This window comes from Mycobacterium florentinum, assembly GCF_010730355.1.
GTDB classification, from domain to species: domain Bacteria; phylum Actinomycetota; class Actinomycetes; order Mycobacteriales; family Mycobacteriaceae; genus Mycobacterium; species Mycobacterium florentinum.
Window position 1 is genome coordinate 5,660,644 of record NZ_AP022576.1, and the last position, 12,590, is coordinate 5,673,233.

Annotated in this window: 12 protein-coding genes; 9 read left to right on the plus strand and 3 right to left on the minus strand. The window is 64.3% G+C overall.

Translation table 11 applies throughout. The features are described 5' to 3' along the window. Positions 1-3 precede the first annotated feature (3 nt). The 9 genes from G6N55_RS26735 to G6N55_RS26775 are packed head-to-tail and all read left to right on the plus strand — an operon-like array spanning position 4 to position 9,177. The gene (locus G6N55_RS26735; protein ID WP_085221294.1) at positions 4-1,272 is read left to right on the plus strand and encodes an MCE family protein; all 1,269 of its coding nucleotides are present in this window, start codon (positions 4-6) and stop codon (positions 1,270-1,272) included. Beyond that, complete coding sequence (locus G6N55_RS26740; protein ID WP_085221295.1) at positions 1,269-2,297, plus strand: MCE family protein; 1,029 nt, start codon at positions 1,269-1,271, stop codon at positions 2,295-2,297. Before G6N55_RS26735 ends, G6N55_RS26740 begins: the two co-directional genes overlap by 4 nt. Next, on the plus strand, positions 2,294-3,478 hold the full coding sequence (locus G6N55_RS26745) for an MCE family protein (protein WP_139826743.1): 1,185 nt from the start codon (positions 2,294-2,296) through the stop codon (positions 3,476-3,478). The genes G6N55_RS26740 and G6N55_RS26745 overlap by 4 nt, the downstream gene beginning before the upstream one ends. Further along, complete coding sequence (locus G6N55_RS26750) at positions 3,475-4,836, plus strand: MCE family protein (RefSeq protein WP_085221296.1); 1,362 nt, start codon at positions 3,475-3,477, stop codon at positions 4,834-4,836. Before G6N55_RS26745 ends, G6N55_RS26750 begins: the two co-directional genes overlap by 4 nt. Continuing rightward, positions 4,833-5,957, plus strand: coding sequence for a virulence factor Mce family protein (locus tag G6N55_RS26755; RefSeq protein ID WP_085221297.1), 1,125 nt, complete (start codon positions 4,833-4,835; stop codon positions 5,955-5,957). The genes G6N55_RS26750 and G6N55_RS26755 overlap by 4 nt, the downstream gene beginning before the upstream one ends. Further along, positions 5,958-7,427: an MCE family protein gene (locus G6N55_RS26760; RefSeq protein ID WP_085221298.1), complete on the plus strand. Its 1,470-nt coding sequence runs from the start codon at positions 5,958-5,960 to the stop codon at positions 7,425-7,427. 15 nt (positions 7,428-7,442) lie between these two features. Continuing rightward, positions 7,443-8,078 carry an Mce protein gene (locus G6N55_RS26765; protein ID WP_085221299.1) on the plus strand — a complete coding sequence of 212 codons (636 nt, stop codon included), beginning with the start codon at positions 7,443-7,445 and terminating at the stop codon, positions 8,076-8,078. Next, a complete protein-coding gene (locus G6N55_RS26770; protein ID WP_085221300.1) occupies positions 8,075-8,668 on the plus strand; it encodes a hypothetical protein in 594 nt (197 codons plus the stop codon). The genes G6N55_RS26765 and G6N55_RS26770 overlap by 4 nt, the downstream gene beginning before the upstream one ends. A 14-nt stretch (positions 8,669-8,682) precedes the next feature. Beyond that, entirely contained in the window at positions 8,683-9,177 is a 495-nt protein-coding gene (locus tag G6N55_RS26775; RefSeq protein WP_085221301.1) for a CAP domain-containing protein, read from the plus strand. Positions 9,178-9,183: 6 nt separating this feature from the next. On the opposite strand, the gene G6N55_RS26780 is transcribed toward G6N55_RS26775, so the two are convergent. From G6N55_RS26780 to G6N55_RS26790, 3 genes are all read right to left on the minus strand, one after another. Further along, entirely contained in the window at positions 9,184-10,830 is a 1,647-nt protein-coding gene (locus tag G6N55_RS26780) for an NAD-dependent malic enzyme (protein ID WP_085221302.1), read from the minus strand. 76 nt (positions 10,831-10,906) lie between these two features. Then, complete coding sequence (locus G6N55_RS26785; protein WP_085221303.1) at positions 10,907-11,086, minus strand: rhodanese-like domain-containing protein; 180 nt, start codon at positions 11,084-11,086, stop codon at positions 10,907-10,909. A 51-nt stretch (positions 11,087-11,137) separates the two neighbouring features. Further along, positions 11,138-12,508 (minus strand): MBL fold metallo-hydrolase, encoded by a 1,371-nt coding sequence (locus tag G6N55_RS26790; RefSeq protein ID WP_085221697.1) that lies wholly within the window; start codon positions 12,506-12,508, stop codon positions 11,138-11,140. Positions 12,509-12,590 lie beyond the last annotated feature (82 nt).

Consider the following 12,590-nt stretch of genomic DNA (forward strand, 5'->3'; position numbering starts at 1 on the left):
CATATGAGCAACCACAGGGACAGCGGACCGGCACGACGAAACAGAGTCCGCAGCAGCAGGATTGATCCGATCTGGTGGGCACCGATCTTGTTCATCCTGGTCGCGGGCCTGATCGCGGTGACCGCCGGGGCGTTCTCGGGCAAGTTCGCGGACTTCATCCCGCTGACGCTGGTGTCGGACCGGGCCGGATTGGTGATGGAGCCGGGCGCCAAGGTGAAGTTGCGCGGGGTTCCGGTGGGTACGGTCGCGTCGATCGGCACCGACGTGAAAGCGGCTCAGCTGCAACTGAAGATGGACCCGGGCCCGTTCAAGTATCTGCCGAGCAACCTCGAGGCCGAGATCAAGTCGACCACCGCGTTCGGATCCAAGTACGTCGACCTGGTCGTGCCTGACCATGCCAGCCCCACACCGTTGAAGCCGGGTGCGGTGCTGCATTCGCGCAATGTCACCGTCGAGGTCAATACAGTTTTCGAGAACCTGCAGTCCGTCGTCCAGGCGCTCGACCCGGCGAAGCTGAATGCCATCTTGTCGGCTTTCGCCCAATCGGTGCGCGGTAAGGGCGATCGCCTCGGCCAGTCGGTCACCGATGCGAACAGTCTGCTGCTGACCGTCAACCCGCGCATGGACACCATCCACCGGGACTGGCGGCTGTTCGGGAAGACCACGGCCATCTATTCCGATGCGGCGCAGGACATCCTGTCGATCCTCGACTCGGCCTCGACCACCAGCGCCGCGCTCACCGAAAACGACCGGTCCTTCGATTCGCTGCTGTTGTCGGCGATCGGCTTCAGCCAGACCGGTATCAGCGTCATCGGCAGAAACGAACCCAACATCGTGCAGTCGATGAAGCTGCTCGACCCGACGTTGACGCTGCTGAACAAGTACTCGCCGACCTATACCTGCCTGTTCCAGGGTGCGCAATGGTACGTCGACCATGGGGGCAGGGACATGCTCGGTGGCAACGGCTACTCGTTCATCATGGACGCGGCCCTGCTGTTCGGTGATGACCCCTACCGCTACCCGAAACACCTGCCGAAGATCAACGCAACGGGGGGGCCGGGTGGTAAGCCCAGCTGCGGTTCACTGCCCGACCCGAGCGCGAATTACCCGGTGCGCCAGCTAGTTACCGACACTGGTTGGGGGACCGCTCCGAACGAGATTCGCAGCAATGTGGCCGCCGGCAATCCATGGTGGGGCAACTGGTTCCCGACCACCAAGAATGCTCCCGAACCGCCACGCTACTTCTGGCGCGGGGGGCAGCCGCCGCCATGAGACGCAAACTTTCGAGCATCATCGCGCGGGTCGCGATTTTCACCCTGGTGTGCCTGCTCTTCACCTTTACGTTGGTCGCCGTGTTCGGGCAGCTGCGCTTCGAGGACCGCACCGACTACCAAGCGGTCTTCACGAACATCTCCGGCCTGAAATCCGGCAACTTCGTTCGTATCGCCGGGGTGGAGGTCGGCAAGGTGGGCGACCTCGAATTGCATCGCGACGGCACAGTCACCGTCGGCTTCGAAATCGACAAGGCGATACGGCTCACCGAGGGCACCAAGGCGGTGGTGCGGTACGAAAACCTGATCGGTGACCGGTATCTCGCGCTCGAAGAGGCCCCCGGGCCGCCGCGCCGGCTACCGGCGGGCGCCACAATTCCGCTGGCGCGAACATCACCCGCCCTCGATATCGACGCGCTCATCGGGGGATTCCGCCCGCTGTTCCGGGCGCTGGATCCCGATCAGGTCAACGCACTGTCGGGTCAGTTGCTGCGAATCTTCCAGGGGCAGGGCGGCACGCTCGCCTCGGTGCTGTCGCAGACGTCGATACTGACCTCGACGCTGGCCGGGCGCAGCGAGTTGATCGGTGAGCTGATCACCAACCTGAACACCGTGCTGCACACCTTCGCCGCGCGCGACCATGAGTTCTCCGACGGGTTGGACAAACTCGCCCAGCTGGTGGAGGGGCTGGCGCAGCGCAAGGACGACATCTCCACCGGGCTGGCCTACATCAACGCCGCCGCCGGCTCGGTCGCCGATCTGCTTGTCCAGGCCCGCCAGCCGATCAAGGACGTGGTGCACGAGACCGACCGCATGTCCGGGCAAATCCTCGCCGACCGCGACTATGTCGACAAACTGCTCAAGGATCTCCCGGACGTCTATCAAGTGCTGTCCAGGCAAGGCCTGACCGGCGACTACTTCGGCTTTTACTTCTGCGAAGTCTTACTCAAGGTCAATGGCAAAGGGGGTAACCCGATCTTCGTCAAACTGTTGGGACAGCCCAGCGGGCGGTGCACGCCTCGATGAAGTTGAAGCCGCCCAAGATCAAGCCACTCGGTCACCGGAGCCCCTTCATGCTGGGCGTAATGGGCACCGCGATCTTGACGTGTGTGACCATCGTCGCCTTCCAGTACAACAAGCTGCCCTTTGTGAAGAACACGGACGACTACGCCGCGTATTTCTCCGAGGCCGGTGGCATCAAACCCGGTAACACGGTGCGGGTTTCGGGGATGGGAGTCGGCAGGGTCTCCGATATCCGGCTCGAGGGGACCAAGGTCCGGGTCGGCTTCACCGTTCGCCAGGGCATCGAATTGGGCGACCGCACCGAGGCGGCGATCAAGACCGAAACGATCCTGGGCTCCAAGATGCTGGAGCTCACGCCGCGTGGGGAAGGGCGATTGTCGGGCCCCATTCCGCTGGCACGTACCCACTCGCCTTATGACCTTCCCGACGCGCTGGGCGACCTGACTACCACCATCAGCGGCCTCGATACCGCCCAATTATCTTCGGCTCTCACGACATTGGCGACTACATTCAAGGAGACACCGCCGAACCTGAGGCCCGCTTTGGAGGGCGTTGCGCGGTTCTCGGACACCCTCAATAACCGCGACGCGCAGCTGCGGAGCCTGCTGGGCAATGCCAACAAGGTGTCGACGGTGCTGGGCAAGCGTAGCCAGCAGATTGCCGGCCTGGTGGCCAACTCCAACGCGCTGTTGGCCGCCCTGCTCGACGAACGAGATTCACTCGATGCGCTGATGAACAACCTCACCGCGGTGTCGCATCAGATCTCCGGGCTGGTCGACGACAACAGAACCCAACTCAAGCCGGCCCTCGACAAGCTCAACGGCGTGCTCGAAATCCTGGACAACCGAAAGGAAGACATCCAGAAGACCCTGCCCAAGTTCAAGCGGTATGCGATGTCGTTTGGCGAAGTGTTAGGTTCTGGGCCATTTTTCAAGGCTTACGTGGCCAACCTGGTGCCCGGCCAGATCGGTGGGCCGGTCCTCGACGCGGATATGTACGACAGGTTCCTGGATCCCAACCAAAAGCTCCCCTCGGAGGCGGTCGATCCGCCGACCGGATCTCCACCGGTCCCGCCGGAGAACGCGCCGGTCCCGATCTGGTCTCAGCCGCCCTCACCGCCGCCCTCGACGCCACCGGTGCGGACCATCCCGCCGCCGTCACCCCATGACTTCGACGGGCCATGACCATGAGTCGAGACATTCTTCGCAAAGCAACCGCGATCAGCCTGGTGCTGACCCTGGCAGTGGCGTCGTTTCTGGTGGGCAGGAACCTCTGGAAAGACGTCGAAAAGAACACGTACTCGGCGTATTTCACGGAGGCCAACGGCCTGTTCGTGGGCGATGAGATTCGGATCCTCGGCGTCGCGGTCGGCGTGGTGGACAAGATCGAGCCGCAGCCGACCAGCTCCAAGGTGACATTCTCCGTCGACAAGGAGTATGCGGTTCCGGCCGACGCCCGGGCCGCGATCTTGTCGCCGTCGCTGGTGACATCGCGAGCAATCCAACTGGTACCGGCGTACTCGGGCGGGCCCAAATTGAGCCCGGGCGCGTCGATACCGCTGAACCGCACCGCGGTGCCGGTCGAATGGGACGACTTTCGCAAGCAGCTGGAGAAACTGACCGAGGCGCTGCAGCCGACCAGCCCGGGTGGGGTGAACTCCGTCGGTGAGTTCGTCAACTCGGCCGCGGACAACCTGCGCGGCCAGGGAGATACTGCTCGCGACACCGTTATCAAGCTCTCCCAAGCCATCTCGGCACTGGGTGATCACGCCGACGACATCTTCAGCACGGTGCGCAATCTGCAGTTGCTGGTATCAGCGCTGTACTCCAGCAGTGATCTGCTGGCCGCGTTCAACAAGAACCTGGCCAGTGTGACGACGGTACTGACGAACAGCCCCGGCGAAATCGGAAATGCGCTGCAGGGTCTGGACGGGGCATTGGTGGATGTGCGCGACTTCCTCGCCGAAAACCGGGAGGCAATGGGTGTCACTTTCGACCGGCTCGGGTCGATCACCACCGCGCTGAATGACAGCCGTGGCGACATCAAGCAGATATTGCATGTGACTCCGACGGTGTTCCAGAACTTCATGAATATCTACCAACCGGCACAGGGCGCAATGTCTGGCATCTTGGCATTGAACAACTTCGCCGACATCCCGCAGTTCATCTGCAGCTCAATCGAGGCGGCGTCGCGCGCGCGGCTGGCCCGGGTTTCGAAGCTGTGCCTTCAGTACATCAACCCGATCATCAAGAACCGCATCTATAACTACATACCCGCGGGGATCAACCCCTTTGTCGGGACGCAGGCCCGGCCCAACGAGATCACCTACAGCGAGGACCGTCTTCGGCCCGGCTACACGCCGCCGGAAGCACCCCCGCCGCCGCCCGAGGCACCACCACCCGGGCCGCCGCCAGAGCTTCCCGGGCAGGCCGGGCTTGCCGATCAGGCACAGCCGGTCGACGCTGCGCCGGCGCCGAACACCGGCATGAGCTCGATCCAGGTGCTGCAGAACCTGATGCTGCCGACGGGACCGACCTCATGAGGCGCGCGATCGCCACGGCGCTCGGTCTGGCCTGCGTAGCCGTACTTTCGGCGTGCGGAGGATGGCGCGGCCTGAATTCGTTCACCCTGCCCGGTACCTCCGGTGGTGGTCCCGGCGCCTACACGATCCAGGCGCAAATGCCCGACGTCGTAACTATTCAGCAGAACACTCGCGTGCGGGTTGACGACGTCAACGTCGGCAACGTCACCAACATCGAGCTGCAGGATTGGCATGCGCTGGTCACCATGCGCATCAACGGCGACGTCCACTTGCCGGCCAACTCCACTGCGAAGCTCGGCCAGACCAGCTTGCTCGGTTCGATGCACATCGAGCTCACGCCGCCCAGGGATGAGCCGCCTGTCGGCCAGCTCAAAGACGGATCGGTTATCCCGTTGAGCCGGGCGAGCCTGTACCCGAGCACCGAGCAGACGTTGGCGTCGGTGTCAATCCTGCTCAACGGTGGGGGAATTGGGCAGTTGCAGGAGATCAACCAAGCCGTCGCCAAGGCATTCGCCGGCCGGGAAAACGAGATGCGCAGCCTGCTGAGTCAGCTGGATGAGTTCATCGCCCGAACCAACGAGCAGACCGACGACATCATTTCCGCCAGTGAGAATCTCAACGCCCTGGCCGGACAGGTCGCCGCCAAAGATCCGGTCGTTGACAAGGCGCTGACGACGATGCCCAAAGCGCTGGCCGTATTGGCCAAAGAGCGCACCAAGATCGCCGATGCGATCGATCAGGTCGGCAAATTCAGCGCGATCGCGGCCGACACCATTCACCAGAGCCGGGAGTCCCTGGTCAACAATCTGCGCAATATCGCGCCGGTGCTGCGATCGCTTGCCGACGCGGGCCCGTCGCTCACCAAAGGCCTGGACGGCTTGGCGACCTACCCCTGGCCGACGTCCACCGTCCGGAACTGGTTCCGCGGCGACTACGCCAACCTCACGATGATCGTCGACTTGACCTTGAGCCGGATAGACACCGGGCTTTTCACGGGTTCGCGATGGGAAGGTAACCTCACCCAACTCGAACAGCTGTGGGGACGCACCATCGGGATGCAGCCCAGCCCCGCCACCGGCGGCAACCCCCTGACCTTTCCGTATCATTTCGGGGGGTACTGAGTGTTGCGCCTCAATCGCAGGACCTGGATCCAGTTGGCCGTCTTGACCCTGGTGACCGTGGTTTCTTGTGGCGCAATGGCATTCAACTTCATGAAGCTGCCCGCAACGTTGTTCGGGATCGGGGAGTACAACGTCACCGTCGACCTACCTCAATCGGGCGGGCTCTACCAGACCTCGGTCGTCACCTACCGCGGCACCGACGTGGGTCAGGTCAAGTCGGTCGACGTCACCGCTGTCGGAGTGCGCGCGGTGCTCGCCATGAGATCCGGGGTCGAAGTGCCTGCCAACGTTCAGGCTTCGGTGCACAGCCGCTCGGCGATCGGTGAGCAATACATCGAATTGACCCCGCAGCAGGGCAAGGACGGCGAACAATCCCGGCCGCTACGGCCCGGCGACGTCATTCCGGCCGGCCATGTCGACGTGCCGGTCGACATCGGCCACCTGCTCGACATGACTAACCGTGCACTGCAAGCGATTCCGCGAGACAACTTGCGCACCGTGATCGACGAAACCAATCGGGCGGTCGGGGGGCTCGGCCCCGAGCTGTCCCGGATCGTCGACGGATCAGCCGCGTTGGCCATTGCCGGTGGCCGGACCATCGACCCGCTCGCGCAATTGATCGATCAGTCCCCCGCGGTGCTGAACTCGCAGGTGCAGACCTCGGATGAGATTGCCACGTGGGCCGGTCGAACGTCGGCACTCATGGCGCAGTTCAAGGCGCAGGATGCGGCGGTGCGAGACATGTTGACGCACGGCACCTCCGGGATCGAAGAGGGTCGAGCATTGCTCGACCGGGTGTCGCCGGCGCTGCCGGTGTTGTTCGCCAACCTGGTGAGTCTGGGTGATATCGCTGTCGTCTATCGCCACGACATCGAACAGCTCCTGGTGCTTCTACCGCAAGGCATCGCGGTGATGGCGGCGGCATTGGTGCCGAACCTGAACACCAAACAGGAGTACAAGGGATTTTTCCTGGATTTCAACCTCAACCTGAACCTTCCGCCGCCATGCTCGACCGGCTTTCTGCCGCCCACTCAGCGCCGCTCACCTGCCAGCGTGGATGCTCCGGACCGGCCGGCAGCCGACCTCTATTGCCGGATTCCGCAGGATTCCGAGTTCAATGTGCGTGGGGCGCGCAACATTCCGTGTGAGACCAAGCCGTGGAAACGTGCCCCCACTGTCGAGATGTGCGAAAGCGACGAGGACTACCTGCCGCTCAACGACGGCTACAACTGGAAGGGCGACCCGAACGCCACGTATTCAGGTCAGGGCGTGCCCCAGTATCCGCCGGGACAGGATCCGCGGCTGCCACCCCCGCGGGGCACCGCGCCGCCGCCCCCGCCGCTTGCCGTGACCACCTATGACCCGGCCACCGGTGACTACATAGGTCCCGACGGAAAGCGCTACACCGAGTCCGATTTAGCGCACCCGCGTGCCAAAGACTGGCAATCGCTTCTCGTGCCGCCAGCGTAGGAATGAAGGAGAAACATGGCCGACGAGCCTGATACCCCCGAGGCCGAAAAGGCCACCGAGCCACCGGCTGTCGATGTCGAGGCCGACGCTTCCATCGACGAGGACGACGAGAGCGCCAGCGAGTCCGAAGGCCGCTTCGCCCGCTGGCGCCGGCGGGCCACCGGTCGGCGGCTGTCGGGCACCGGAACGGCACTGGTGGCCGGCGCCGCAATCCTGGCGCTGCTTACCGGATTGACCGGCTGGCTGGGATACACGGCCTACCAGAAGCACCAAGCCCAGGCCCAGCGTCAGCAATTCATCCAGGTCGCTCGCCAGGGCGCGGTCAACCTCACCACGATCAACTACACCCAGGCCGATGCGGATGTGCAGCGAATCCTCGACCTGGCCACCGGCGCCTTCCGAGAGGATTTCGAGCAGCGGGCCAAGCCGTTCATCGACTTCGTCAAGGCGGCGCAATCGAAATCGGAAGGCACGGTGACCGATGCGGGTCTGGAATCGCAGCGGGGAGATTCGGCCCAGGTGTTGGTGGCGGTCGCGGTGAAGTCGCGCACTGCCGGCGGCGAGGTAGCGCCCCGGGAATGGCGGATGCGCATCGAGGTCCGCTCGGTCGGCGACGACGCCAAGGTCTCCAGCGTGGTGTTCGTGCCATGACGACACTTCACGACGACATCGAGACCGACGCTCCCGACCAGGAGATCGCCGAGGAGACAACAGAATCGGTCGAGGCAACCGAACCGGGCGAGGAGAAGGCCCGGCGGATCCCGTGGACGCGGGTGCTTGCCTACGGCGTGTTGCCGGCGATCGCGTTGCTGCTGGCGCTGGGGGCCGGCTACTTTCGATGGGTCGTCGGCTCCGCCGATGAGCTGACACAGGCGGGCACCGAATCCGTCCGGGCGGCAGGCGAAGACGCGGCGGCCCTGCTGTCGTACCGGGCGGACTCGGCCGACAGGGACCTCGGCGCGGCCCGTGAGCGGCTGACCGGCGAGTTCAAGGACGCCTACACCGCACTGATCCACGAGGTGGTGATCCCGGGCGCGAAAGAAAAGCACATCTCGTCGGTGGCCAAAGTGACCGCGGCATCCTCGGTTTCGGCAACCGCCAACCATGCGGTAGCCCTGCTGTACGTCAACCAGACGGTGACCATCGGCGACGGCGCTCCCACCGACACCCAGCCCGTCATCAAGGTGACGCTGGACAAGGTCAACGGCCGATGGCTGGTTTCGCGCTTCGACCCGGTGTGATTCGAGGAGAGCAGATGACCGTGTGGCTGCGTAATCTGACCGTCGTCGTGCTGCTGCCCGCGGCGGGAGCATTGGCGGCGCCGGCCGCGCACGCCGACAACAAACGGCTCAACAGTGCGGTCGTCTCCGCCGTCTACACCCTGCAGCACCAGGCGGGCTGCACCAACGACGTCATCCGCAACAATGCGCTGACGCTGGCCGCGCAATGGCACGCGGACGACATGATCAGCAATCGAAACATCAACGACGACATCGGATCCGACGGGTCCACGCCGCAGGACCGCGCGAACGCGGCCGGCTATCGCGGCAAGGCCGCCGAGACGGTGGCGATCAATCCGGCCATCGCGATCAGCAGCCTGGAACTGGTCAACCAGTGGTCCTCCAACCCCGCTGACATGGCCATCATTCGCGATTGCGCCAACACCAATATCGGGGTGTGGTCGGACAACAGCCTGGACCGTACCGTGGTGGTCGCCGTCTACGGTCAGCCGGCGCCGCCCACGCGATAGACCCGATCAGTCGTAGACCGGCGCCCACTGCGTGTCGGCCACGGCCTGTGCGACATCATCGTGGCTGGTCGTGGCCACCCCGGCGGCGGCCGCGGCGTGATAGACGGCCTCGGCGACCGCTATCGAGATCTCGTGCAGGTTCTGTACATCCGGCAGCAGGGAATCTCCCGTCGCTTTCGGACTTGCGTGCCGCACAATGGCTTTGGCCGCGGCTTGCAACATGCCCGGCGTGACTGTCTTGGCTCGGGCGACGATGGTGCCCAGGCCGATTCCCGGGAAGGCCAGCGCGTTGTTGGCCTGGCCGATGGTGTAGGTGATCCCATCGTGGACGATCGGGGCGACCGGAGTGCCGGTGGTGATCAGCGCCTTGCCGTGCGACCAGGCCAGCACGTCGGCCGGCATGGCTTCCATGCGTGAGGTCGGGTTGGACAGCGGGAAGATCATCGGCCGCTCACACGATGCGGTCATTGCCTCGACGACCTCTTGGTTGAACGCGCCGAATACGGCCGAGGAGCCCAGCAGAATCGAGGGTGACGCGAGTTTGATCGCGTCCACCAGACCCACCCGTTCGCCTGCGCCGACCCCGAGTTGATCGCGGTTTTTCGCGTACGGCACCTGAAAGTCGCGCAGGTCGTCCATGTCGTCGAACAGCAAGCCCTGCTTGTCGATCGCCCAGATCCGCGACGTGGCGTCTTCGACGGTGGCGCCGTCGACGACCATGGCGTCCCGGATTTGGTCGGCGACGCCGATCCCGGCGGTTCCGGCACCGAAGACGATCGCCTTCTGGTCCCGCAGCGAGACGCCGGTGACATGGCATCCGCCGTACACGGCAGCCACCACCACCGCGCCGGTGCCCTGGATGTCGTCGTTGAAGATGCAGTAGTCCTCGCCGTAGGTCTGCAGGATTTTGCGCGCGTTGATCGGCCCGAAATCCTCGAAATGCAGGATGGCGCGGGGGAACAGCTGGTGGGCGGTTTCGATGTAACGCTTGACGAAAGCGTCGTACTCCTCGCCGCGGCGCCGGGCATGGCGGTTGCCCAGGTAGTACGGGTCCTGCAGCAGCTGTTCGTTGTCGGTGCCGACGTCGAGTGAAACCGCGATGCAGCGGCGTGGGTCGATGCCGCCGCCGGCGGTGTACAGCGCCAACTTGCCCACCGCGATCTGGATGCCGCCCACACCCCAGTCGCCGATACCCAGGATGGCCTCGGCGTCGGTGCACACGATCAGGTCGACGTCGTCGGGTCCCAGGCCGAACGTGTCGAAGGCGTCCTTGATCTCGTCGGGTTCGTCGATGCTCAGAAACAGCCCCCGTTGCCCGCGGTATTCGTCGGAGAAACGTTGGATGGCCTCTCCGACGGTGGGCGTATAGACCACCGGCATGAGTTCGGGTAGATGGTCGGACAGCACCTTGTAATACAGCAGCTCGTGGCGGTAGTGCAGCTGCTCGAGAAGCAGGTTGCGGCCTAAATCGGTTGCCAGGCTTTGTAATTGGTGCCATACCCGGTCGGCTTGTTGCTCAAGGGTGAGAACGGCCGACGGGAGCCGCCCGGTCAACCCGAACTGCCGTCGCTGCTCGTGAGTGAAGCCGACGCCGCGGTTGAGGCTCGGTGAGGACATCGCGAGTGGGATCCGGGGTGTGTGGGCGTCGCTCAAAACACCCTCCGTCCAATGGCGTGGCGCATGCTGACACGGTAGCGCTGATCACGGTGAACGCACCCTGAAGAGCGCTTTAACCGCGCTGATCCACCGCGTCGAGCGCGACGTTGTAGGAGCCGGCGATATGCGAGGTCTCGAATTCGGCGGGAGTCCGGACGTCGACGACGCGTGGAGCCACGGGTGATTCCAGTGGCGTCGGTAGCTCCGGCGAAGTGATGACATCGGCGGTTGTTGCGGCGTTTTCGGCTCCCATATTCGGAGTGAGTCAGCACTACCCGAGCCGGCGTCGTGCACGGCTTTTTGTTCAGAGTGAATTTTTCGGCGCGACGTCCGACGTGGTGATGTCCAGCCTTTCGGCGTTGTCGTAGGCGTCGTTGACCAGCACGACGCGGCGATTATGCCGGTCGAGCAACGCCGCGGCGACCGACGCGCGATAGCCGCTGGCGCAATGGATCCATAGCTCGCGGTCGGCGGGAATCTCGTCGAGGCGTTCCGGCAATTCGTGCACCGCGATATTGACCGCGCCGCGCACCCGGCCGGCGTCGAACTCGTGACGCTGGCGGACATCGAGGACGAGCACGCCGTCATCTCCGAGTACCGCGGCGAGTTCGCGGAATTCGGCCACCGGGTAGCTGCGCAGTTCCTCGCCATCGGCCAGGTCGCGGATGTCGCCGCCGGCGCCGCCGGTGAGGTGTTCAATGCCGATGCGGGACAGCTGACGTTGTGCGTCGGCGATCTGCTTGGTGTCGTCGCCGATCAAGGTCAGCGGTGCGCCCCAGGTACAGAGCCAGCCGAGATAGTTGACGAAAGAACCGGACAGCTCGAATCCGTATGTGCCAGAAAGATGTCCGGACGCGAATGCGGTTCGGTTGCGTAGGTCGACCACCCATTCGCCGGCATCGATGCGCCTGCGAATCTCGCGCGGGTCGACCGGTGCGGGCGGCGACAGATCCGCGGCGGTGGGGCCGCGCCGGTTGATCACGCCCATGTGCGCGTAATAGGCGGGGAATGCCGATAGGCCGGCGAGGAGTTGGTCGACGTAGTCCTGCTCATCCTGGGTCAGCGCGGGGTTTTTGCCGCGTTGCTCCGCGATGGTGGAGTCATCGCCGTCGGTGGGCGCGGCCGCGCAGAAGCTCCCGAAGCCGTGGGTCGGGTAGACCGGTGTCGGCGCGGGCAGCTCGTCGGCGAGGCGCCGGACCGAATGGTATTGCAGCCGAGTCAATTCCTCGGTGTGTTCCTCGCCGAACAAGTCGGTTCGTCCGGTGCTGCCGAAGAGCATTGACCCGCCGGTGAATACGCCGACGGTGTCGCCGGACTCGTCGCGAAGCGCGTAGCTGACGTGATGGTGGGTGTGGCCGGGTGTGAGGAGCGCTTCCAAATGGATTGCGCCGCTATCGATGTGGTCGCCGTCGCCGACGGCGCGGCAGGTGAATTCGACGTCTTCGCCTGCGGGAAGAATGTATTCGGCGCCGGTCGCGGTGGAAAGCGCCAGCCCGCCGGTGACGTAGTCGTTGTGGATATGCGTCTCGAGCACGTGAGTGATCCGTAGCTCGCCCGCCAGCTCCAGCACCCGGTCGATGTCGCGCTGTGGGTCGATGACGACCGCTACGTCACCGTCGCTCACCAGATAGCTGCGATCGCCCAACCCGGAGGTTTCGATGATCGATACGTCCAACATGCTTGTGCCCCATCCACGGAGGTCTTCTGAAGCTACTGCCCGACGACCGGGATGAGCAGCGCCGGCGTCCGCGGGTAGC